Source organism: Pectinatus haikarae, assembly GCF_050916305.1.
GTDB lineage: Bacteria > Bacillota > Negativicutes > Selenomonadales > Selenomonadaceae > Pectinatus > Pectinatus haikarae.
This window is the reverse complement of record NZ_CP116940.1, coordinates 256,921-280,611: the sequence shown is the minus strand read 5'-3', so window position 1 is coordinate 280,611 and position 23,691 is coordinate 256,921. Positions and strand designations below refer to the sequence as shown.

General features: G+C 43.1%; 19 protein-coding genes and 1 other annotated feature. Of the genes, 16 read left to right on the top strand and 3 right to left on the bottom strand.

All coding sequences use genetic code 11. The features are described 5' to 3' along the window. Positions 1-193 precede the first annotated feature (193 nt). The 4 genes from NXG61_RS01350 to NXG61_RS01335 are packed head-to-tail and all read left to right on the top strand — an operon-like array spanning position 194 to position 4,408. Positions 194-826, top strand: a complete 633-nt coding sequence (locus tag NXG61_RS01350) for a precorrin-8X methylmutase (protein WP_196603207.1) — start codon at positions 194-196, stop codon at positions 824-826. A gap of 4 nt (positions 827-830) precedes the next feature. Continuing rightward, positions 831-2,228: a cobyrinate a,c-diamide synthase gene (locus tag NXG61_RS01345; protein WP_196603208.1), complete on the top strand. Its 1,398-nt coding sequence runs from the start codon at positions 831-833 to the stop codon at positions 2,226-2,228. A 22-nt stretch (positions 2,229-2,250) separates the two neighbouring features. After that, positions 2,251-3,777 carry a cobyric acid synthase gene (locus NXG61_RS01340; protein WP_196603209.1) on the top strand — a complete coding sequence of 509 codons (1,527 nt, stop codon included), beginning with the start codon at positions 2,251-2,253 and terminating at the stop codon, positions 3,775-3,777. Between the two features lie 43 nt (positions 3,778-3,820). Next, positions 3,821-4,408, top strand: a complete 588-nt coding sequence (locus NXG61_RS01335) for a hydrolase (RefSeq protein ID WP_307223768.1) — start codon at positions 3,821-3,823, stop codon at positions 4,406-4,408. A gap of 20 nt (positions 4,409-4,428) precedes the next feature. Here NXG61_RS01335 and NXG61_RS01330 read toward each other — a convergent pair whose 3' ends face one another. Continuing rightward, positions 4,429-5,070, bottom strand: coding sequence for a hypothetical protein (locus NXG61_RS01330; RefSeq protein ID WP_307223770.1), 642 nt, complete (start codon positions 5,068-5,070; stop codon positions 4,429-4,431). Positions 5,071-5,203: 133 nt separating this feature from the next. After that, positions 5,204-5,420 (top strand) — a binding site (T-box leader). Positions 5,421-5,456: 36 nt separating this feature from the next. On the opposite strand from NXG61_RS01330, the gene NXG61_RS01325 reads away from it, so the two are divergent. From NXG61_RS01325 to NXG61_RS01270, 12 genes are all read left to right on the top strand, one after another. Next, the gene (locus tag NXG61_RS01325; protein ID WP_307223772.1) at positions 5,457-8,111 is read left to right on the top strand and encodes a valine--tRNA ligase; all 2,655 of its coding nucleotides are present in this window, start codon (positions 5,457-5,459) and stop codon (positions 8,109-8,111) included. Positions 8,112-8,117: 6 nt separating this feature from the next. Continuing rightward, positions 8,118-9,431 carry a bifunctional folylpolyglutamate synthase/dihydrofolate synthase gene (locus NXG61_RS01320; protein ID WP_307223776.1) on the top strand — a complete coding sequence of 438 codons (1,314 nt, stop codon included), beginning with the start codon at positions 8,118-8,120 and terminating at the stop codon, positions 9,429-9,431. A 61-nt stretch (positions 9,432-9,492) separates the two neighbouring features. After that, complete coding sequence (locus NXG61_RS01315) at positions 9,493-10,824, top strand: O-antigen ligase family protein (protein WP_307223778.1); 1,332 nt, start codon at positions 9,493-9,495, stop codon at positions 10,822-10,824. A gap of 108 nt (positions 10,825-10,932) precedes the next feature. Then, on the top strand, positions 10,933-11,583 hold the full coding sequence (locus NXG61_RS01310; RefSeq protein WP_307223837.1) for a redox-sensing transcriptional repressor Rex: 651 nt from the start codon (positions 10,933-10,935) through the stop codon (positions 11,581-11,583). A 334-nt stretch (positions 11,584-11,917) separates the two neighbouring features. Continuing rightward, positions 11,918-13,420 carry an acetyl-CoA hydrolase/transferase family protein gene (locus NXG61_RS01305; protein WP_196603314.1) on the top strand — a complete coding sequence of 501 codons (1,503 nt, stop codon included), beginning with the start codon at positions 11,918-11,920 and terminating at the stop codon, positions 13,418-13,420. Positions 13,421-13,523: 103 nt separating this feature from the next. Then, positions 13,524-15,176, top strand: coding sequence for an acyl-CoA mutase large subunit family protein (locus NXG61_RS01300; protein ID WP_196603215.1), 1,653 nt, complete (start codon positions 13,524-13,526; stop codon positions 15,174-15,176). Between the two features lie 26 nt (positions 15,177-15,202). Next, positions 15,203-15,595, top strand: a complete 393-nt coding sequence (locus tag NXG61_RS01295; RefSeq protein ID WP_196603216.1) for a cobalamin B12-binding domain-containing protein — start codon at positions 15,203-15,205, stop codon at positions 15,593-15,595. A 182-nt stretch (positions 15,596-15,777) separates the two neighbouring features. Continuing rightward, the gene (gene meaB / locus NXG61_RS01290; RefSeq protein ID WP_196603217.1) at positions 15,778-16,719 is read left to right on the top strand and encodes a methylmalonyl Co-A mutase-associated GTPase MeaB; all 942 of its coding nucleotides are present in this window, start codon (positions 15,778-15,780) and stop codon (positions 16,717-16,719) included. A 26-nt stretch (positions 16,720-16,745) separates the two neighbouring features. Next, entirely contained in the window at positions 16,746-17,159 is a 414-nt protein-coding gene (gene mce, locus NXG61_RS01285) for a methylmalonyl-CoA epimerase (RefSeq protein ID WP_196603218.1), read from the top strand. 158 nt (positions 17,160-17,317) lie between these two features. After that, on the top strand, positions 17,318-18,847 hold the full coding sequence (gene mmdA, locus NXG61_RS01280; protein ID WP_196603219.1) for a methylmalonyl-CoA decarboxylase subunit alpha: 1,530 nt from the start codon (positions 17,318-17,320) through the stop codon (positions 18,845-18,847). Between the two features lie 18 nt (positions 18,848-18,865). Then, positions 18,866-19,009: a hypothetical protein gene (locus NXG61_RS01275; protein WP_196603324.1), complete on the top strand. Its 144-nt coding sequence runs from the start codon at positions 18,866-18,868 to the stop codon at positions 19,007-19,009. Between the two features lie 55 nt (positions 19,010-19,064). After that, the gene (locus NXG61_RS01270) at positions 19,065-19,445 is read left to right on the top strand and encodes a biotin/lipoyl-containing protein (RefSeq protein ID WP_307223782.1); all 381 of its coding nucleotides are present in this window, start codon (positions 19,065-19,067) and stop codon (positions 19,443-19,445) included. A gap of 84 nt (positions 19,446-19,529) precedes the next feature. On the opposite strand, the gene NXG61_RS01265 is transcribed toward NXG61_RS01270, so the two are convergent. Together NXG61_RS01265 and NXG61_RS01260 are read right to left on the bottom strand one after the other, a co-directional pair. Next, entirely contained in the window at positions 19,530-22,571 is a 3,042-nt protein-coding gene (locus NXG61_RS01265) for an efflux RND transporter permease subunit (RefSeq protein WP_307223783.1), read from the bottom strand. Then, entirely contained in the window at positions 22,568-23,665 is a 1,098-nt protein-coding gene (locus NXG61_RS01260) for an efflux RND transporter periplasmic adaptor subunit (protein WP_307223785.1), read from the bottom strand. Before NXG61_RS01260 ends, NXG61_RS01265 begins: the two co-directional genes overlap by 4 nt. Positions 23,666-23,691 lie beyond the last annotated feature (26 nt).

Sequence of the window (23,691 nt, the reverse complement as noted above, 5' to 3'; positions counted from 1 at the left end):
TGACTGTCAACACGGAATTTTTGCGTGTCAGTATAATGACGTGCAATGTTCATTTAAAGGGCGCAGATTGTTTTATATTTTTCGTTATGCTATACTTTTACTCAACGTCTAACGTTTCTGTGCAGCGGTCTTTTTATTGACTGCAACTGCGTCTGGGATCATAACAACTTTGGATATCGGGGAGATTTTTAATATGGAATTCATAAAAGAGCCAATGGCTATCGAAAATCGCAGTATGGAGATAATTGCACCATATTTGGCAAAGCTTTCATTGAATGCTGATGAGATAAAATTGTATTCTCGCATGATTCATGCGTCAGGAGATGTCGGCTATGCTGATATTATAAAGATAGGCGGGGGCAGCATAGAAAAAATGAAAACTGCGCTGAGAGACGGATGCAGTATATATACGGATGTTGAGATGGTAAGAACAGGCATCAATAAGAAGAAACTGGCTTTCTGGGGCGGAGAAGTAATTTGTAAAATAGCGGACAGCCAGATAGCTGTTACCGCAAAAGCAAAAGGTATCACACGTTCAATGGCAGCCATGCGTTATTTTGGCAAGCAATTGAACGGAGCAATAGTGGCTATAGGCAACGCACCGACAGCTCTCTTTGAAGTTATCAGGATGATGGAAGAAGAGAATATACGGCCGGCGGCCATTATCGGCACTCCGGTCGGTTTTGTCGGCGCGGCTGAATCAAAAAAAGCTTTGGCGGAGTGTTCTTTGGTGCCGTTTATAACTGTAGAAGGCACCAAGGGGGGCAGTCCTATTGCCGCTTCCTGCGTAAATGCAGTAATGTATATGATAGATAACAGCAGGTAACTACATGGCAGATTACAGTGTACCGCGTATCGTTTTTGCAGCTCCGCAGAGCAGCTCCGGAAAAACAACTGTCGTTACGGGTATTTTAAGGGCTTTGCAGCAAAGTGGACTTAAAGTACAGCCTTTTAAGATCGGTCCGGATTACATAGATCCTTCTTACCATTCCGTTGCTGCCGGCCGGCCGGGGCATAATCTTGATACATGGCTTGTACCAAAGGAAAAAATAACGGAGTTGCTTATAAAAACGGCATCTGATGCGGACATAGCCGTGATCGAAGGAGTAATGGGACTTTATGACGGCGGGAAAAATGGAGTGAGTTCTACTGCTGAGATTGCAAAATGTTTAGAGGCTCCAGTGATTCTGGTGATAAACTGCCGTTCTATGGGAGAAAGTGCCGCGGCGTTGGCACTGGGCTTCAGAGAATATGATCCGGATATTAATTTTGCCGGAGTAATATTGAATTGCCTGGGGTCGCCCACACATGAACAAATGATTCGTGAAGCAATGAAGTGTCTTGGAATAAGAGTTTTTGGCAGCATATGCCGGGACGAAAGCATGAAAATGCCGGAACGGCATTTGGGACTGACTCCTGCGGGCGAGAAGGATACAACTGAAAAAATAAAATATATTGCCGAAAAGATAGATGCGCAGGTCGACCTGGAACAGATAATCAAGACAGCCGGAAAAGCGCCAGCGTTGTTTTTGTCCGAATCCGGCAATAATAAAAGTATCCCAAAGCGTGTGCGGATAGCGGTAGCGCATGATGAGGCATTTTCTTTTTATTATGCGGCGGGACTGGATGTGCTGAAACTTTACGGAGCAGAAATAGAATTTTTCAGTCCTCTTCATGACAAAAAACTTCCTGTTTGTGATGCTGTAATTCTGGGCGGCGGTTTTCCTGAATTATTTGTTGAGCAACTGTCAGCCAATATTCTTATGCTTCGTGAGCTGCGCCGCGCTGCTTCAGATGATATGCCTATTTATGCTGAATGCGGCGGTTATATGTATTTGATGAAGGAAATAGTTGATTTTGATGGTAATATTTGGGCAATGGCTGATATTATACCCGCCAGGGCGGTCATGCAGCGTAAATTGCAGACTGTCGGCTATGTAACGGCGCAGGCACAAAGGGACAATATTCTCATGCCTGCGGGGTCTTCTCTGCAGGGCCATGAGTTTCATTTTTCCGTGCAGGAAAATACCGATGAGGATTTTCCGTGGGCCTTTGTTTTTACAAAAAACAGAAATAATGCACGGTACAAGTCCGGCTACGCGACTGAAAATATTTTGGCATCGTATCTGCATATGCACTTTCTCGGGGTGCCCTCTGCTGCAGAACGTTTTATAGATATGGCGGATAGATATAGGCAAAACAGGATAAAAACTGTCTCGGACAAGTAAAACAATTTGGGAGAGATTCGGGATGACAAAATATATAATGCTGCAGGGGACATCGTCTCACGTCGGCAAAAGCATACTGACGACAGCTTTGTGCCGTATATTTTTCCAGGACGGTATAAATATAGCACCTTTTAAAGCACAGAATATGGCGCTTAATTCTTATGTGACAGAAGATGGCAGAGAAATGGGACGTGCTCAGATAGCTCAGGCAGAGGCAGCCGGCCTTGAGCCATGTGTAGAAATGAATCCCGTATTGCTGAAACCCACCGGAAATTCTTGTTCTCAGGTCATACTTATGGGGCGTCCTGTGGGAAATATGTCGGCAAAAGAATATCATCAGGGATATTCTTTAAAAGCTTTTGAGACTGTAAAGAAAGCTTTGGCAAAAATGCAGGATCGTTTCGAGATGCTGGCCATCGAAGGTGCAGGCAGTCCGGCCGAGATAAATTTAAAGGCGAATGATATTGTAAATATGCGCATTGCCAAACACCTGAATGCACCGGTACTTTTGATAGCCGATATAGACAGAGGCGGTGCTCTGGCTTCACTGGTCGGTACTTTGGCACTGCTGGATGATGAAGAAAGAAAACTTGTAAAAGGGCTTGTGATAAATAAGTTTCGTGGCGATATAAAATTGCTGGAACCGGCTCTTGATTTTCTTGAACGGAAGACAGGCAAGCCTGTTTTGGGCGTTGTGCCTTATTTGGAAAATCTCGATATTGATGATGAGGATTCTGTATCGCTTGATGATAAAGATAAGAAAGTGAATAAAGAAAATGCTGTATTGAAAATTGCAGTCATTCGCACACCTAAGATATCAAATTTTACAGATTTTGATGCTTTATCGCGAGAGGAAGATGTAAATCTTTATTATGCAAGTACAGCGGGACAGCTTGGTAGCCCCGATCTTATTATTCTTCCCGGCAGTAAAAATACGACGGAAGATCTGCTGTATCTGCGCAGCAGCGGTCTCGAAAAATGTCTGAAAGACGCACATGAGAATAAGGTGCCTCTTGTGGGCGTCTGCGGCGGTTATCAGATGCTCGGCAGCAAAATACGTGATCCATATCATACCGAGTCGGCGCATGATGAGGTTGATGCGTTGAATTTTCTGCCCATGATAACTACTTTTGCCGAAAAAAAAGTCACCTCGCAGATCAAAGCGCAGGCGATGGACTGGCAGTTTTTGGGAGAAAAAGCCAGCTTTGCGGAACTGAACGGATATGAAATACATATGGGATTGACCGATTTTGCGGATGAGGTCAGGCATCCTTTTGTGATAAATATGCGGGGAGAATGCCCGGTTAATAAGGTTGACGGTGCTGTCAGCGCAGACGGTTTTATCATGGGGTCTTATATACACGGGATTTTTGATAACGATGAGTATAGAAGGACCTTATTGAATATCCTTCGCAAAAGGAAAGACCTGCCTCCGCTGCCGGCAAGTCAGAATTATGCGGCGCAGAAACAGGCGGCCTATAATAGACTGGCACAGACAGTGAGACAGGCACTTGATATGGAAAAGCTGAAAAAGATAATAGACGGATGATCGGAATGCTGTCCGCCGGTAAATTCTTATGGGGGAAAAAGATATGATGCAGACAAAGCTCACGAAAAAACAAGCATGGGAATTGCTTAAAAAATATAATAGTGAAGATTTTCATTTGCTTCATGCAGCCACTGTTTCGGCGGTTATGCATTGGTATGCGGAACATTTGGAATATGCAGACGAGGCGGATTTTTGGGGAATTGTGGGACTGCTTCACGATATTGATTTTGAAAAATATCCGCAGGAACATTGCCGAAAGGCACCGGAGCTTTTGCAGGAAATAAATGCTGAAGAAAATTTGATCCGAGCGGTTTGTTCACATGGATATGGCATCTGTGTCGATATAAAACCGGAGCACATGATGGAAAAAGTTCTGTTTGCCAGTGATGAATTGACAGGGCTGATAGGAGCTGCAGCGCTGATGCGTCCGTCGAAGAGTGTGCAGGACATGGAACTTAAAAGCCTGAAAAAAAAATTTAAAGATAAAAGATTTGCCGCCGGCTGTTCGCGCGATATCATAAAACAGGGAGCAGATATGCTGGGATGGACTCTTGACGAGCTTTTGGAAAAAACACTTTGGGCGATGAAAGACGAAGAGAAGTTGATTGCCAGTGAATTAACGGCAGAGTAAGTTTTCCTCACAGCGCTGTTCTATTCACCTGGGATGGGAGCAGTGACAAAGGCATCCAAAGGATAGGCAGTCATACTGAACCAGTCGGCAGCGTCATCCCATGACAGGACAAGGTTCTCCCTGAGGACACTGCCGCTTCCGTTGTCAGCATAGCCTTGCAGAATGGGCCATGCATTTTCACTGTTGAGTAAATGTACTTTCATATTTGTACTATTCCAGCCCATGTCCACTATATTATCCATACTGGCATAAGTTGCATAGCTGCTTTTATAAGGTCCTATCATGTAAAAATCATGTGTAAGACCATTGCTTTGGAGCGCATTGTCTTTTATTATCCAAAAAACCATATCGGGATCAGCTGCTTTGAATTCGAATATTTTTATGATGCTTCCGGGTAAAAAAGTAAACTCAATGTTATTGGCGCTGCCGGAAACAAGCATGCTGCCGCGTACTTTTCCGTTGTAGCTGTCGGGCATGAAGAATGTGAAACGTACATATTCATTCCATTGGCCCATGGTACGAACGCTGAAAACATCGCCCCAAAGATTGTCAGACGCAAATTCTGAAATCTCCCGAGCACTGATAATACGCATGGCCTGGCAGGATGTTTGATAAAAATAGAATATTGAAGCGAATATTATAATAAGGGATATTTTTTTCATAGAATCACTCCTCAAAATAAATATATCATCCAAATACACAGTAGCATATAAAATAAATATTAGTCAAGCAAGGCAGAAATGGCAATATTGTTTTTTCTATAGTTTTATGATAATATAAGGGCGTTGAAATATGAAAAATGCTATGAAAAAGAGAGCACGGACGGATGCGGTATAGAGAGAAAATCCTCAGGCTGAAAGATTTTTCCGCAAAAATTTGTTGCTGTAGCTTTAGAGCTTCTGCGGTGAAGTTAGTAGCCGCGGACGTGCGGCGCGGCGTTAGGCGTTTGAGCTTTGCCCGACGGCAGAGAAATTTAGGTGGTACCACGAAAGTATACTCTTTCGTCCTATTGGGACGGAGGGGTTTTTTTATTTTAGGAGGGAATAATTTGCAGGAGACAAACATTCCAAAGGTTTATGATCCGCAGAGTTTTGAAAAAAAATGGTATGAATTTTGGGAGAAAAATAAATTATTTCACGCAAAAGTGCAAAAAGATAAGAAGACTTACAGTATTGTAATACCGCCGCCGAATGTCACCGGTCAGCTTCATATGGGGCATGCAATGGATAACACTTTGCAGGATATTCTTATACGCTTTCGCCGTATGCAGGGATATAATACCTTGTGGATGCCGGGATGCGACCATGCCGGTATAGCTACACAGGCAAAGGTGGACGCGGCGCTGAGAGAAGAAGGGTCCTCACGTCATGAAATAGGCAGGGAAAAATTTGTAGAACGGGCATGGCAGTGGAAGGAAAAATTTGGCAGCCGTATAATGTACCAGCTGCGGTCTTTGGGATCTTCCTGTGATTGGGACAGAGAACGGTTTACAATGGATGAAGGCTGTTCTAAGGCAGTGAGAGAGGTTTTTGTCCGGTTGTATGAGGAAGGGCTGATCTATCAGGGGACGCGTATTACAAATTGGTGTCCGCACTGTAATACGGCACTCAGCGATATAGAAGTGGAACATGAGACGGAAATGGGACATTTGTATCATATCCGCTATAATGTCGAAGGTACAGATGAATATGTTGAGATAGCCACTACACGTCCGGAGACAATGTTCGGTGACACAGGAGTGGCTGTTCATCCTGAGGATGAGAGATATAAAAGACTGGTCGGGAAAATGCTGGTGCTGCCTGTTGTCGGACGTCTCATACCTCTTTTTGCTGACGAATATGTTGATCCGCAGTTTGGTACGGGAGCGGTGAAGGTCACCCCGGCGCATGATCCGAATGATTTTGAGATGGGACAACGGCATGATCTTGAGCAGATACTTGTTATGACGAATGATGGAAGAATGGCGGAAAATACCGGACTTTATGCCGGCATGGACCGTTATGAATGCCGGCGACGTCTGATCGAGGATTTGAAGAGCCGGGGAGTTTTATCGGGTATAGAGGATCATGAACATGCAGTGGGACATTGCTCGCGATGTGATACAACTGTTGAACCGATGATTTCCAAACAATGGTTTGTAAAAATGGAGTCATTGGCGAAACCGGCCGTAGAGGTTGTAAAAAACGGAAAAATAAAATTTGTACCGGAACGCTTCACTAAAATATATTGCAACTGGCTTGAAAATATACGTGACTGGTGCATTTCCCGTCAGCTTTGGTGGGGACATCAAATACCTGCATGGTATTGTGATAATTGCGGAGAAACGATAGTTTCACGTGATGATGTCACTGTGTGCACAAAATGCGGCAGTAATCATCTGCGCAGGGACGAAGATGTTCTGGACACATGGTTCAGTTCCGGTTTATGGCCGTTTGAAACGATGGGATGGCCGGAAAAAACAGAGGAATTGAAACAGTTTTATCCGACAAGTGTGCTTGTGACAGGTTATGATATAATTTTCTTCTGGGTTGCCCGCATGGTAATGATGGGATTGAAGTTTGGCGAAGATATTCCTTTTAAGCATGTGTTTATTCATGGACTGGTGCGTGATTCTCAAGGACGCAAGATGAGCAAGTCACTCGGGAACGGAATCGATCCGGTCGAGGTTATCGAAAAATACGGAGCGGATACATTGCGCTTTATGCTGATAACGGGAAATACTCCCGGGAATGATATGCGCTTTTATTGGGAACGTGTGGAAAGTGCACGCAATTTTGCCAATAAGTTATGGAATGCATCTCGATTTATGCTTATGAATCTGGAAGGTTTCGATAAGGATTTTGTGCCTGAACAGGCGGAATATACGCTGGCGGACAAATGGATATTGAGCAGGTATGCACATACTGCAGCATCTGTAACGAAAAATTTGGAGAATTTCGAGCTGGGCGAAGCTGCCCGATCTTTATATGAGTTCATTTGGAATGAATTTTGTGATTGGTATATAGAATTGAGCAAGGCACGTCTCTATGATAAGGAAAATATAGCTGCAAGAAAGACGGCACAATATGTCCTGGGGTATGTGCTGGAACATACATTGAGATTACTCCATCCTTTTATGCCTTTTATAACGGAAGAAATATGGCAGCATATACCTCATGAGGGAGAAAGTGTCATGACGAGCTTGTGGCCTGATGGGGAAAATGGAAAAATAGATGCTGCCGCTGAAAAAAATATGACGGCTGTCATGGAAACAATCAAAGCGATAAGAAATATACGTGCGCAGGTAAATGCCGTACCCGGCAGGAAAAGTGAAGTGATCTTATTCTTCGCGGATCGCAGTTTAAAGGAAACCTTTGTAGAAAATAAGGGATATCTGGCATCTCTTGCGGCTGCCGAACCGATGACCGTATGGACAGACAGCATGGTCAAGCCGGAAAATGCGATGACAGCTGTAGTCAGCGGGGTTGAAGTTTATCTGCCGATGGCGGGACTGATCGATGTGGAAAAGGAAACGGCACGGCTTACCAAGGAAATGATAAATCTCGATAAGGAAATAGAGCGCCTTGCAAAGAAATTAAGCAATGAAGGTTTTTTGGCCAAAGCTCCGGCAGAAGTAGTAGAAAAAGAGAAGGAGAAACAAAAGGGCTATACTGATAAGAAAGCAGCGGTACAGGAACGCTTGACTTATCTGGCGGCCTTGTGAGGAAAAATGGATTATCAGGAAGCATTGTCATATCTTAATGAACTGAATAAATTCGGCACCAGACTGGGGCTTGAGAGAATAAAACGGCTGGTGGAGCTGCTCGATGAACCGCAGCTCAAATATAAAACCATTCACGTGACAGGGACCAACGGTAAAGGATCGGTCTGTGCCATGATCAGCGGAATTATACATCAATCAGGAATAAAGACAGGCCTGTATATCTCACCACATCTTTTTTCCTATACGGAGCGGATTCAAATTGACGGAGCACCGGTGAGCAAGGCTGCATTTGCTAATTGTATAGGAGTTGTAAAAACTTTTGCCGATCAAATGATCGATGAAGGCATGGAATCGCCTACGCAGTTTGAGGTGCTGACTGCCGCAGCTTTCTTATGCTTTGCGGTAAATAAAGTGGAATATGCCGTTATCGAAGTCGGTCTCGGCGGTCTTTTTGATTCTACTAATGTAGTATTGCCGGAAGTGTCTGTCATTACTAATATTGCTTTTGAACATGCTGCTTTCTGCGGAGGAACACTAGAAGGAATAGCACATCATAAAGCCGGGATAATAAAAGACGGAATACCCGTAGTCACCGATGCAAAAGGTATGACACTTGATATACTGCATCAGGAGGCCGCTGAAAAAAATACGGATCTTTTTATTGAGGATACTGATTTTCAGGCACAATTTCTCAGCTATGACGGCAGCAGACAGTATATAGCGTTTGCTTCTAACATTCTCGGCGTTAAAGAGGAATTTGCGCTCAATCTTTTGGGAGATCATCAGGTGCGGAATGGGGCACTGGCGATAATGACGGCATATTTGCTTGCCAATGATGAACGGCGTATAACAGCAGAGTCCGCAAGAGTAGCCTTGGAAAACGTAAGATGGCCGGGACGATTTGAGAAATTTGACATAAATAATAAGCGTATAATTATTGACGGTGCGCATAATCCGGCGGGGATACTTATGCTCAGACAAAATTTGGATAAGTATTTTCCCGATGAACAGCGTGTTTTTGTGTTGGGAATATTAAAGGATAAGGCAGTAGCTGTGATGCTGAAAACACTGCTGCGTCCGAATGATATAGTCATCGCCACAGAACCGGATTCACCGCGTATGGCCGATCCTTCAGAGTGGGCTCAAAACTTGGATATTAAATATGTGCAGGTGGAGACAGACAGGCAGGCCGCTTTAACAAAAGCAATGGCACTGACACAGGAGGGCTGTTTATTATGTCTTACCGGATCACTTTATCTGATAGGTGAATTGCGTCATATCTTATGTGAAATCAAGGAAAATGAAAAACGAAATATTTGATATGGCATCTTTCTGAAATGTTATAAGGATAACTGAGAACTTGTGATTCTTTAGGAGATATATGAATATTTTTAAAAGAAATAAATATGCCAAAGATTCAGGTACAATGATGTTTTATGCGTTGCTTGTGACACTTTTCCTTTTGCCATTCAGCGGCGACGGGGCAGCCTATACCTTATTCTTGGGATGGTTTTTTTATCTGTTGAAAGTCTATTTTTCCGGTTGGCAATGGAAACGGACACATATAGATTTGCCGCTGGCGGTTTTTGTGTGTATTGCTTTTCTCTCAGTGATTAATTCACCGCAGAAAATGTTCAGTTTTTACAATGCCTATCATCTTATTGGAAAGTACCTGCTGATATATTATTTGGCTGTACAATGCATAGTAACTGAAGAACAAATCAGGAAAATTATTTTTTCCATAGGTATTTCAGCTCTACTGGTACTGTTTTACGGATTTTTTCAATATACTGTCGGTATCAATACAGCCGGTATGGACTGGACAGATATGCAGGCTTTTCCCGAAATGACAATGCGTGTTTTTTCCACGTGGGAGAATCCTAACATTCTGGCCGGTTATTTGAATATGGTTATGGCAATAGCTTTTGGTATTTTTATATATACTGATGAAAAAAAAGCAAGATTGATAATCGGTATTTTTTTTATATTGGCTGTGATTATTTTAGGATTTACCTATGCCAGAGGTGCATGTCTGAGTATAGTTGCGGTGATAGCAGCATATGGAATTTTCTGCAAAAAGAAAATTATTTTACCCCTTGTTGCTGTATTGGCTGTGCTGATGTATTTAGATACGGCTTTGTTTGATCGAATGACTTCTGTTTTTACTACCATTGATACTTCTTCTGAGCTCAGACTGGCATTGTGGGAGAGCACAGTGGAAATGGTATTGGACCACCCACTTTTGGGTATAGGATGGGGTGCGTATTATTTTGTTTATCCGTCCTATGATTTTTATATGCAGGGAAATTTTATAAAAATAGTACACGCGCATAATATGTATCTTAATATTGCAGCAGAAACAGGGATTATCGGTCTTCTTTCCTTTATAGTCTGTCTTGGCGGCAGCATATGGCGTGCTCTGCTGAATTATAAACGGCTGCCTACCAATTTTTTGCGCGGAACATTACTGGGCTGTGGTTTGGCACTTTCGGCTATAGCACTCAATGGTTTAACTGATTTTGTTCTTTTCAATACTCGGCTGTCCATGTTTTTCTGGTCAGTTATTGCAGTGATTTCGGCATTGCTGCAAAATAAGGAATTGCTGACTGCACGTGAAGGTATGAAAAACAGGCGTATAGGATTTAGCATATTGCCCGCTCTTTCCAATGAGGAGATCGAAAAAAATAAATCATATAATTTGAAATCATTTTAGCTGTATTGAAGGTTTGCAGAAGTTTATGATATTATAAATTTACATTCAGGCAAATTGGTGCTGTGGCATCAGCTCAGCCTGTTTGCCCTATGACTGAAAGTTAATCGGATAAGGGAGAAGGCGAAAAGTATAATGAAAGATATATCAAAGGCTACTATAGACAGATTGCCTTTATATCTGAGGGCACTGCGCATGGCTCAGGATGAAGGTCTTGATGTAATCTCATCTGAAGAACTCGGACGCAGACTGGAGATTACACCGGAGCAGATACGCAAGGATTTGGCATCCTTTGGACAATTCGGCAAAAAAGGCGTGGGTTACTATGTAAATGAATTAAAGCACAGTATCAGTAATATTTTAGGACTTGATAATCATTGGAATATAGCCATTATAGGCATAGGTCATCTGGGGTCAGCTCTGGCTAATTATCATAATTTTATTTCATTAGGGTTTAATTTAGTGGCGCTGTTTGATTATGAACCCAATATAATTGGGAAGACCGTAAATCACGTCAAAGTAAAAGATGTTGCTTTGTTGGAACAGACTATAAAGGAATTGAATATCCATATAGGTATTATTACAGTTCCCGGACAATTTGCTCAGGAAGTAGCCGACAGGCTGGTCAAAGCTAAAATAAAAGGAATATGGAATTTTGCGCCTATCAGGATGAAGGTTCCTGATGATATGCACATAGTGAATGAAGATTTGTCCATCGGTCTATCCTGTTTGTCATATCATATCACGAGAAAACCTCATTAGGGTCATGCCCTCATTTTTTTGCAGGACGCGACACTCTTGAATGCCGCTGTAAAACGATTACTTTTATGTATAATTTTTCACAATTATATACAATTAGGTTTTGTTTTTTGGCTAAATTGCTTGACGCTTTTATTATCTGGTGGTATCCTAACAATTGTAGAAATATGGTCGTTTTGCTGTACTATTAACTATAAATGAAGTAAATAATTACTATTCACTTTGATTATAGTTAAAAAATGGCGGGAGGCTATATATGACGTCATCGGCGATTGTTTTTGCCGGTAGTGTAGTAATTAAATTTATAGTTATTGATTCATGGGGAGGAGAATATTTGATGATTGACATTCTCGATCGCGTACGCAATAAAGAATTGCGATCTAAGATCGTTAGTGCCGAAGAAGCCGCTGCCTACATTAAACCCGGAATGAATGTAGCAACCAGTGGTTTTACTCCGTCAGGTTATGTCAAAGCTGTTCCGACGGCTCTTGCCAAACGCATGGAAAAGGAACCGTTTAAAATCAATTTATGGACAGGGGCTTCAACCGGTGCCGAAGAAGACGGTGCTCTGGCGAAGGTCAATGGAATTGCAAAGCGTATGCCGTACCAGACAAACAAGGAATTGAGGAATCGTGTCAATAGCGGTGATGTAGATTATATTGATATGCATCTGAGCGAGTCGGCACAATTTGCACGTTACGGTTATATGGGCGGCAGCGTGGATGTAGCGATTGTAGAAGCTTGTGCGATAACCGAAGAAGGCAATATTATTCCTACGACTTCAATGGGCAATACGGCTTCTTTTGTACAGCAGGCTGATGTTGTAATTGTAGAAGTAAATGTTACGCAGCCTCTCGAACTTGAAGGAATGCACGATGTGTATGTACCGCTTGATCCGCCGCATCGCCTGCCTATCCCTATCGTAAAGCCCAATGATCGCATAGGTACACCGTACATACCATGCAATCCTGAGAAAATCAAATTCATCGTACCATGTGATATAAAAGATCACACACGTCCCTTAGGTGAAATTGATGATAATTCCAAACATATGTCTCATTTTATTACTGATCTGCTCAATAATGAAATTAAGGAAGGGCGTATGCCGGCAAACCTTCTGCCTCTTCAGTCAGGTGTGGGGAATGTAGCTAATGCTGTTATCCACGGATTTGTTGAATCGGATCTGAAAGATCTGTCTGTTTATACTGAAGTAATTCAAGATGGTATGCTTGATTTGATTGATGCTGGTAAATTAAGTTTTGCATCAGGCACAGCCTTGTCCCCTTCCCCGGAAGGTTTGGATCGTTTTTATAGAAATATAAAAGAATACAGGAAGCATCTTGTTCTGCGTCCGGAAGAAATATCGAACAGCCCGGAAGTTGCCCGCCGTATAGGCGTTATTGCCATGAATACAGCTATTGAATGCGATATTTACGGCAATGTAAATTCCACACACATTATGGGAACAAAAATGATGAATGGTATCGGCGGGTCGGGCGATTTTGCACGTAATGCTTATCTTACCATCTTCTGCACAGGATCAACGGCAAAAGACGGTAAAATATCATCAATAGTGCCGTTCTGTTCTCATATTGATCATACAGAGCATGATGTTGATGTTATAGTTACCGAGCAGGGCCTTGCTGATCTGCGCGGTCTTTCTCCGCGCAAACGTGCAAAGCAGATTATTGAACATTGTGCACACCCGGATTTCAAGCCGATGCTGCTAGACTATTTTGAAAGAGCCGATTCTGCCACTAAACATGCACAGACACCTCATCTGCTGAATGAGGCTTTGTCGTGGCATCAGAAATTTGTGGAAACAGGATCGATGAAATAATAGCTGAGATATAAAAAACTGATGGTTTTGGTTTATAATCGGATAGATAAAAAAGTCTTTATATATAATCCGAGTAAATAACAGTCCAGGAGGAAAAATAACTATGAGCACTGAAAAAGAAAAGATTCAAGCTGAATTAACCCAGTATAATGCCAGCGCGGAAAAAGCAATCGCAAGGTTCCCGGAACGGCCCAATCTTCCCGAACAGCGTCTTTATACTCCGCTTGATATCGAAAAAAATGATTATGCCGATGATATCGGTTTCCCGGGTGTATACCCTTATACACGCGGTGTTCAGCCCACAATGTACCGCGGTCGTTTCTGGACTATGCGCATGTATGCAGGTTTTTCAACAGCTGAAGAATCAAATAAACGTTATCGCTACTTGATCGAATCCGGTGCATCGGGACTTTCCTGTGCATTTGATTTGCCTACGCAGATAGGCTATGATTCCGATGATTCTATCTCCGAAGGTGAAGTAGGTAAAGTCGGTGTTGCCATTGATTCACTTGCTGATATGGAAATTCTTTTCGATAAAATCGATCTCGGCAAGGTTTCTACATCAATGACCATTAATGCACCGGCATCCGTACTTTTGGCAATGTATATCGCTGTTGCGGAAAAACAGGGTGTAACGGCTGAACAGCTTAAAGGTACTATTCAAAATGATATACTGAAAGAATATGCTGCCCGCGGCACATATATTTTCCCGCCTCGTCCGTCCATGCGTCTTATCACCAACATCTTTGAATATTGTTCGAAAAATGTACCGAAATGGAATACAATTTCTATTTCCGGTTATCATATCCGTGAAGCAGGTTCCACTGCTGCTCAGGAAATCGCTTTTACCATCAGTGACGGTATTGCCTACGTTGAAGCCGCGATCAAGGCTGGCTTGGACGTAGATGCCTTTGCCGGACGTCTTTCCTTCTTCTGGAATGCGCATAATAATCTTTTGGAAGAAGTTGCCAAATTCCGTGCTTCCCGTCGTATATGGGCGAAAGTCATGAAAGAACGTTTCAATGCGAAGAAACCGAAATCAATGATGCTTCGTTTCCATACTCAGACAGCAGGTTCCATGCTGACAGCCCAGCAGCCGAACAATAATATTGTTCGTGTTGCGCTTCAGACGGCTGCAGCAGTAATGGGCGGCACACAATCTCTGCATACAAATTCCCGCGATGAAGCTTTGGCTCTTCCTACGGAACAATCAGTTATGGTTGCTTTGCGCACTCAGCAGATAGTTGCATACGAAAGTGGTCTTGCCGATGTTATAGATCCGCTTGCAGGTTCTTATTATGTTGAGTCAATGACAGATAAAATTGAAGCGGAAGCATGGGATTATATCAAGAAAATTGATGAAATCGGCGGTGCTGTTGCCGCTATAGAAAAAGGTTACATTCAAAAAGAAATTCAAGACAGCGCTTATAAATGGCAGATGGATGTTGAATCTAACGCAAAAATCATTGTCGGCGTCAACAAGTTCCAAGTTAAAGAAAAACCTGTTGAAGGCCTCCTGAGAGTTGATTCTTCTGTTGGTGAAAAACAGAAACAAAAACTTGCTGATATGAAGGCAAAACGTAACAATGATGCGGTTGCAAAAGCCTTGGCTGAATTGGAAACTGCCTGTAAAGATGAGAATGAAAACCTTATGCCTTATATTCTTGATGCGGTTAGAACCTATGCTACACTTGGCGAAATCTGCGGTGTAATGCGTAAAGTATTTGGCGAATACGAAGCACATACAAACTTATAATATAGAGATTGTCGGAGGGACTAATGATGGAAAAACGTATTAGAGTATTAGTTGCAAAACCTGGACTTGACGGACATGATCGCGGAGCTAAAGTTGTAGCTCGTGCGCTGCGTGATGCTGGTTTTGAAGTTATATATACAGGCCTTCGTCAGACGCCTGAACAGATAGCTGAAGCAGCTTTGCAGGAAGATGTCAATGTTGTTGCTATGAGTATACTGTCAGGCGCGCATCCGCATCTTTTTCCGAAAGTTGTAGAACTTGTTCATGAAAAAGGTATGAAGGATGTATTGATTGTCGGCGGCGGTGTTATTCCGGAAAGTGATATACCTGCTCTTAAAAAAGCGGGTATAGCCGAAGTATTTACCCCGGGTACATCCACCGGTGATATTGTTGATTTTATCAAAGCACACGTAAAATAAAAAAACGTATCATCTTGCCCTCTTATTTCTATGAGAGGGCAAGATGTTTATAAGTGCGGGACTGAGAACTTTTTGCGCAAAGTAAGTGAAAATCTGCTCAGACTGCAAGATGCAATTCGAAGATCTGAAATGAGGTTTCAGCTATATGACAACTTTCATTCATATCAAAGGTGGTGTTTAGCATGGATATAGTAAAAGATCTTTTAAATGGATCAAAGCTGGCTTTATCCCGTACCATTACGGCGATAGAGAATGAATATGAAGAAGCATCATCCATAATGAGAGAACTTTATCCTCACACGGGGCACGCTTTTGTCCTTGGCATTACTGGACCTCCGGGTGCGGGGAAATCAACTATGACAGATAAACTTGCAAGAGCATACCGCAACATGGGAAAAACAGTCGGCATAATCGCTGTTGACCCCACGAGTCCGTTTTCCGGCGGAGCTATTTTGGGTGACCGTATAAGAATGAATAGCCTTACACTTGATGAAGGTGTCTTTATTCGCAGTATGGGAACTCGCGGGAGCCTTGGCGGGTTATCACATAAAACAGCGGATGCTGTAAAAGCATTAGACGCTTTTGGCAAGGATGTTATCTTTGTTGAAACCGTTGGTGTTGGACAGTCGGAAGTCGATATCGTCAAAGCGGCCGACACTACTATGGTAGTGCTTATACCGGGTATGGGTGATGATATTCAGGCGATAAAGGCGGGTATACTGGAGATAGGCGATGTGTTTGCCATCAATAAGGCAGATCATGACGGGGCCGATAAGCTTCAGGCTGAACTTAATATGATGCTTGATCTTGATGGAGAAAAACTGGATTGGCGTCCGCCCATTCAGAAGGTTATTGCAAGTCAGGGTGAAGGTATTAACGAGCTTGTTGCTCTGATTGAAAAACATTATGCACATATAGGGGCAACGGGCAAATTAGCACAGAGGCGTCATGACAGAACTAAAACGGAACTTTTGGAATTGCTGAAAGCTTCCATAGGCTCTTATATCACTAAAAATATCGTGAAGACAGGTAGGCTTGACAATTGTCTGAAGGATATTGAAGAACATCGCAATGATCCATATACTATTGTTCATCAATTGATGAATGAGTTATTGAAACAATAAATTAAGTTTTGCAGGAGGCTGTACAAATGTTTAAAGTTGAATGTGTTGATCATATTGGTATTGCAGTACCGGATTTAGAACAGGCAAAGAAGTTTTATACTGATGTTCTTGGTTTAGCATGTACTGGTGAAGAAGAAGTTGCTGAACAAAAAGTTAAAACTGCGTTTATTCCCACAGGAGAAGCAGAAATAGAACTTTTGGAATCAACTTCACCGGATGGCCCTATTGCAAAGTTCCTCGAAAAAAATGGCGGACGTCAGGGAATACAGCACATCGCTCTTCGTGTTGATGATATTGAAGCGGCTATTGCCGATCTTAAGGCTAAAGGCGCACGCATGATCGATGAAAAACCTCGTTATGGCGCAGGCGGATCCGCTATAGCTTTTATTCATCCAAAAGCAAGCGGTGTGTTGCTTGAACTTTGTCAGCGCAAAAAATAATTATTTCTGGAAATAAGTTTCAAAATCATTATATATAATGGATACTAATTGTCTGAAATATTTGTGAAGACGAAAAGACGCCAAGGCGTCAGGGAAAAATTGATATATTGATCTTGAAAAGTCAATCTTTTTAAGATGAATTATGAGGAGGTATAATTTTGGCCACAGTTCAGGATAGGATCGATCTTATGAGATCGAAAAGTGAACATAATATGCAGGGTGGCGGTCCGAACCGTGTTGCAAAGCAGCATGGCAAAGGTAAATTGACAGCTCGTGAACGCATTGAAATACTGTTTGATGAAGGAACATTTGTTGAACTGGATCAATTTGTGAAACATCGCTGTACTAATTTTGGTCAGGAAAAAAAGGATCTTCCCTGCGAAGGTGTTGTTACCGGTTACGGTACAGTAAATGGTCGTTTGGTTTATGCCTTTGCACAGGATTTTACCGTTGAAGGCGGGTCTTTGGGCGAAATGCATGCCAAAAAGATATGGAAAGTTCAGGATATGGCCATGAAAATGGGTGCGCCTATAATCGGCATCAACGATTCAGGCGGAGCACGTATCCAGGAAGCAGTGGATGCGTTAAGCGGTTACGGCGGAATTTTCCTCAGAAATACACTAGCATCAGGTGTGATACCTCAGATATCTGTAATCATGGGACCATGTGCGGGCGGTGCAGTTTATTCTCCGGCTCTCACGGACTTTATCTACATGGTAAAAAATACCAGCCAGATGTTTATAACAGGACCGGCAGTAATAAAATCAGTTACGGCCGAAGAAGTTACCGCGGAACAATTAGGCGGAGCTATGACGCATAACAGCACTTCTGGTGTAGCGCATTTTGCGGCTGATACGGAAGAAGACTGTCTGAATCAGATACGTTATCTGCTTGGCTTCCTGCCGAGCAATAATATGGATGATGCGCCTCAGGCAGATACCGGTGATGATCCTTCACGTATGGACGAAGGTCTTAACACGGTAATTCCTGACAATCCCAATATGCCTTACAATATGAAGGATGTCATCCGCATGCTTGTCGATAATGGTGAATTCTATGAAGCTCAGGAACATTATGCGCGGAATATCATTACCTGCTTTGCTCATTTTGACGGACGCAGCGTAGGTATAATCGCCAATCAGCCGAATGTAATGGCTGGTTGCCTTGATATTAATGCGTCGGATAAGTCATCAAGATTTATTCGTTTCTGCGATGCTTTTAATATCCCTATTGTCAATCTTGTTGATGTTCCTGGCTTTTTACCTGGGACAGATCAGGAATACGGCGGTATCATCCGTCACGGCGCTAAAATGCTCTATGCATACAGTGAAGCATCAGTGCCTAAGGTTACAGTAATTACACGTAAAGCATACGGCGGCTCTTATCTTGCTATGTGTTCGCGTGACTTGGGGGCTGATCAGGTAATGGCTTGGCCTACATCTGAAATAGCTGTAATGGGACCTGCCGGTGCGGCTAATGTAATTTTCCGTAAAGACCCGGATGTGAAACAGAAAACTGCTGAATATATCGAAGAATTTGCTACACCTTATAAAGCTGCAGAACGTGGTTATGTTGATATGGTAATAGAACCGTCTGAAACGAGACCGCGTATTATCACAGCTCTTAATATGCTTGCCAGTAAGCGTGAAGATCGCCCGGCTAAAAAACATGGCAATGTGCCGTTATAATAAAGGGGTGTGCAATTGATGGAAAAAGACAGTAAAATTAGCGAAGAAGTTATTGCTGCTATTACCGCTGCTGTTGAAGCTATTGTCGGTAAAAAGGTCACGGCCGTCAGAATTGAACGCAGTGAAGCATGGGTCATGGCTGCCCGCCGTGCCGCAGTTTGATATTTTTAACTGAACTGTTGTAAATAAAAAGAACACATTTATGGAGGAATATCTTGTGAAAAAATTTAACGTAACTGTAAATGGCAACTCTTATGAAGTTGAAATCGAAGAAGTAAAAGGCGCTGCAGCACCTGCAGCATCTGTACCTAAAGCAGCTCCCGCAGCTCCTGTCGTATCTGCACCTAAAGCGGCTCCGGCAACACCTGCTGCTGTTCCTGCAGGCGGCACGACCATTGCAGCTCCTATGCCTGGTAAGATCACAAAAGTTATTGCTGCAGTCGGACAAGCTGTTAATGCCGGTGATGTAGTATTGATTCTTGAAGCTATGAAAATGCAGAATGAAATTACAGCACCTGCAGCAGGTACGGTAAAGGCAGTTAACGTTGAAGTAGGCAAGAGCGTTAAAGCTGGCGAAGCAATGGTTGTTCTCGGCTGATTTCCGATAGTAAAATAATTTGTTTTATAAGTAAAATGCCCTCTGCGATTTAGCAGAGGGCATTTTTTATGGACACTGAAAGTGTTATTTTTTTACTTTGTACATGGCGGCGTACATCGTTGGCAATACCAGCAGAGTAAGTATGGTTGCTATCAATAAACCGCTGGCTATAGCCACAGCCATAGGTCCCCAGAATGGGCTGTACATAAGAGGAAGCATGCCAAGAATGGCTGCTGCGGCAGTAAGCATGATAGGGCGAAAACGAAGGATGGCAGAATCAATAACAGCATCCCAGGGAGCTTCGCCATCCTTAAGATGTTTTTGGATTTGGTCAATAAGGATAACGGAATTTCTTATGATCATACCGCTCAGAGCAAGTATGCCCAGCTGAGCGACAAACCCCATTGCTTTATCCAGCATGAGCATGCCGAAAGCTACACCGATTATACCAAGAGGAGCAGTAAGCAGTGTCAGTAGTACGAGTTTGCCGTTCCTAAGCTGTATCATCAAAAGTGTCATTATCACAAAAAGCATGGCAGGTATTGGCACCAGGAGGAATTGTACAGAATCGTTGCTGTCAGAAAGAGAACCTCCTGCTTCTATACTATAGCCCAAAGGAAGAGAATCTCGCAGCGCCTTCGTCGCGGCATAAACTTTTTGGGCTGCGTCGTTAGCCGTACCTTCCTTGATATTTGCTTCTACCGTGATCGTGGGCAGCAAGTTGCGGCGCCATATAAGTCCGTCTTCTGCGGCGTAGTTTATTTTGGCTATCTGTCCCAAAGGAACATAACCGGCGCTGCCAAGATAAACAGGAATATTTTTTATGTCAGAGAGATTTTGACGATCACTGTCTTTGAGGCGAAGCATTATATCTATTGTCCGATCTCCCGAATAGTACTGAGCAGCTGTGGCGCCGGAGATTTCGGTGTAAAGCATTTGCGCTATGGATTGTCCCGATATGCCCATGGCCCGCAATTTATCCTGATCAAGCTCCAGATGCATAATTTTACTTTTTTCATTCCAATCAAAATGTACATCTTCATTATTGGTGTCAGAGGCCGCTATATCAGCTACTTTAGCGGCAATATCGCGCACCTTGTCTTCATTGTAACCGGATACGCGCAGCATTACAGGATAGTCTGCCGGCGGCCCGGTCTGAATAAATTTGATATTACCTCTTATGTCAGGGTAATTATCGGCTAGTTCTTTATCAATGATTGAGGCAAGCTGCTTGCGCGTATTGACATCCTTGGCAACAATGATGAATTGACTGTAATTATTGGCAGGCAGCTGAGGATCGGTAGTCAGAACAAAACGAGGAGCACCCTGTCCCACATAATAAGAAAAATTGTTTATAATATCAGTCTGCGTGTTTAAAAATGAGGCAAATTTGCTGGCTTCATTTTCAGACGCCGTTAATGAGGAGCCTTCAGGCAGCTGCATTTCTACAATTATCTCAGGACGCAGTGAGGGCGGAAAGAACTCTTGCCGTATGTAGCGAAGGGAGAAAATAGAAAGAGCAAAGATACAGAAGGTAGAAATTATGACGATTTTTTTATGTTCAAGACACCAGATGAGAACTTTTCGGAAAAACAAATAAAATTTATTTTGATATGGATCAATCTGTCCCATGGTATTTGTTTTAGGTTTGACCCGTATAAGGTGATAGCCAAGCAAGGGGGCCACTATCACAGATACAAGCCATGAGATAATCAGGGCAATGCTTATCACCGGAAAAAGACTCTTGCAAAATTCTGAGGCCATTCCTTTTGCAAAAGCAACGGGAATGAAACCGGCGCAGGTAATCAGTGTGCCGGTCAGCATGGGTTTGGCAGTGGCTTTAAATGCATAGCAGGCAGCTTTGAAGCGGTCAAGGCCCTCTTCCAGCTTGACACTCATCATCTCCACGGCAATAATCGCATCATCGACCAGCAAGCCCAGTGCAATAATTAATGCGCCCAGAGAAACTTTCTGCAGATCAATCCCCAATATATACATCATCACGAACACTCCGGCTAAAACAAGAGGTATACAGCCGGCGACGACAAGTCCTGTTCGCAATCCTAGGCTCAGGAAACTGACGGCAAGGATAATAATGATTGCTTCACGCAGAGTATTTATAAATTCATCTATTGAATCTCTTACCACAGTCGGCTGATCGGAGACCTGATCGATCTCGAGGCCAAGAGGCATATCCGCCTGTATTTTTGCCATCAGAGAATTTAGATTGCTGCCGAGTGTTAATATATTTCCGCCCGGTTCCATAGATACGGCTATACCGACTGCAGGATTACCATTAAAAAACATTTTCGGATCGGCTGGTTCGGCATAACGGCGGTCTATTTTTGCGATATCGCCTAAGCGGAATATTTTTCCTCCGGCATTGACAGGCAGGTTTCTGATATCTTCCAGATTGTCAAATATACCGCTGAAGCGAAGATAAACATTATCAGAAGATGTTTCTATCATGCCTGACGGAGTTATGTCATTTTGCGTCTTTATCGCATTAGACACAGTTTGTGGACTTATGCCAAGCTCGGCAAGTTTTATGTTGCTTATTTCTATATAAATTTTCTCGCTTTGGACACCCAGCAATTCTACCTTTTGAACGCTGGGAACATTGAGCAGAAGGCGGCGTGCCCGTTCCGCATGCTGGCGCAGTTCCTCATATGAATAACCATCGCCGCTTACGGCATATATAGAACCGTAGACATCATCGAATCGATCATTGTAGAAGGGACCGTAGACGCCGTCAGGAAGGTCTTTTTTTTCATCTTCACACAGATTGCGCACCTCTTTCCAGGTGTCGCGTATTTTGGAGCTGTCAATATTCTGACGAAGTGTCACATAAATGACCGAAGAGCCGGGCCGCGATGAACTTTTCAGGTAGTCAAGCCCCGGTGTGTCCTGCAGTTTTTCTTCCAGCTTATCTGTTACCTGTTCTTCCATTTGCTTGGCTGTTGCTCCGGGCCAGCTGACAGAAACGACCATTTCCCGGATAGTAAATGCCGGGTCTTCCATACGGCCGAGTCTGCTGTAAGAAAATATACCTGCAACAATGACGGTAATAATAAAATACCATACCAAATCTTTATTTTTCAGGGAAAGTTCTGTGAGATTTTTCATGTGTTGCTGCCTTTCGTGTTACTATCATCAAGGCGGACAGTTTCACCATCGCGCAGTTTTTGGACACCGGCTGTTACAACTATATCACCGTTATTGAGTCCCAGAACTTTTACGTGATTTTCATCAAAGGAAAAAACCTGTACTTGTTTTAATGATACTGTCTTATCTTCACTTACGATCCATACCTCAGGATTATTTCCTGTCTGATAGATAGCAGAAAGCGGCAGGATATAAGTGCTGGACGCAGTGTCAGATAAAGTGCAGACGACGCCTGCTGTCATGCCCAATTTTAGGTTATCGGGAGGCTGCGGCAAAGAAATTCTGACGCGGTAGGTTCGTGCTGTCGGGTCAGCCACGGGAGAGATTTCTCTGATAGTGCCATCGACAGAAGAATCAGGGAGTGCCCAAAAAGATACCAGTGCATGTGCGTTCACAGCAAGTTCACCTATGTTATTTTCAGGAACGTTTATTTCAACTTCCAATTCATTAGTCTGAACAAGGGTCAGCACAGTCTGACCTGCGGAAATCACCTGACCGGCTTCTGCGTCAATGGCAGAAATGACACCGTCGGCATCAGCTGTAAGATTAGTGTATGATAAGGAGTTACGGTCCTGAAAAGTTTGTGCTGTTGCCTGCTGATAACCCGCCAGTGCTGAATTATAGGTTGTCTGATATTGATCAAGCGATGCTTTTGGCACTGCGTTTTGTGCGAATAACTGATTATAGCGGCTAAGATTAGCTTTGGCCAGCTGTAATTCCGCATAAGCCGCCTCTGCTTTGGCTTCGCTTTGATTGACTTGCTGAACTATATCTTTGCTATCAAGTGTCATCAAAATGTCACCGACATGAACACGGTCACCAGCTTGAACAGTGCGCTGCAAAATTTTTCCACCAACCTGAAATGACAGGTTCGTTTCGTATCGCCCGTGTACAGAACCTGCGTAAGTGTTGGAGAGTGAATCAGAAGCCGCGTCTATTTTTTGGGTTTTTACCAGTGGAGCAATAGCTGCCGGCGCTTCCTTTTTTCCGCAGCCGATTGTCAAAAAAATTGCTGCCAGCCCCAAACACAAAAATTTAATAATGCGGATGTTCATACAATCTCTCCTTATAGTCATTAATA

Bases quoted from the DNA above. Each gene is read 5' to 3' on its own strand.
- NXG61_RS01350 (WP_196603207.1), top strand. From the start codon at position 194: ATGGAATTCATAAAAGAGCCAATGGCTATCGAAAATCGCAGTATGGAG.
- NXG61_RS01345 (WP_196603208.1), top strand. From the start codon at position 831: ATGGCAGATTACAGTGTACCGCGTATCGTTTTTGCAGCTCCGCAGAGC.
- NXG61_RS01340 (WP_196603209.1), top strand. From the start codon at position 2,251: ATGACAAAATATATAATGCTGCAGGGGACATCGTCTCACGTCGGCAAA.
- NXG61_RS01335 (WP_307223768.1), top strand. From the start codon at position 3,821: ATGATGCAGACAAAGCTCACGAAAAAACAAGCATGGGAATTGCTTAAA.
- NXG61_RS01330 (WP_307223770.1), bottom strand. From the start codon at position 5,070: ATGAAAAAAATATCCCTTATTATAATATTCGCTTCAATATTCTATTTT.
- NXG61_RS01320 (WP_307223776.1), top strand. From the start codon at position 8,118: ATGGATTATCAGGAAGCATTGTCATATCTTAATGAACTGAATAAATTC.
- NXG61_RS01315 (WP_307223778.1), top strand. From the start codon at position 9,493: ATGAATATTTTTAAAAGAAATAAATATGCCAAAGATTCAGGTACAATG.
- NXG61_RS01305 (WP_196603314.1), top strand. From the start codon at position 11,918: ATGATTGACATTCTCGATCGCGTACGCAATAAAGAATTGCGATCTAAG.
- NXG61_RS01300 (WP_196603215.1), top strand. From the start codon at position 13,524: ATGAGCACTGAAAAAGAAAAGATTCAAGCTGAATTAACCCAGTATAAT.
- NXG61_RS01295 (WP_196603216.1), top strand. From the start codon at position 15,203: ATGGAAAAACGTATTAGAGTATTAGTTGCAAAACCTGGACTTGACGGA.
- meaB (WP_196603217.1), top strand. From the start codon at position 15,778: ATGGATATAGTAAAAGATCTTTTAAATGGATCAAAGCTGGCTTTATCC.
- mce (WP_196603218.1), top strand. From the start codon at position 16,746: ATGTTTAAAGTTGAATGTGTTGATCATATTGGTATTGCAGTACCGGAT.
- NXG61_RS01275 (WP_196603324.1), top strand. From the start codon at position 18,866: ATGGAAAAAGACAGTAAAATTAGCGAAGAAGTTATTGCTGCTATTACC.
- NXG61_RS01265 (WP_307223783.1), bottom strand. From the start codon at position 22,571: ATGAAAAATCTCACAGAACTTTCCCTGAAAAATAAAGATTTGGTATGG.
- NXG61_RS01260 (WP_307223785.1), bottom strand. From the start codon at position 23,665: ATGAACATCCGCATTATTAAATTTTTGTGTTTGGGGCTGGCAGCAATT.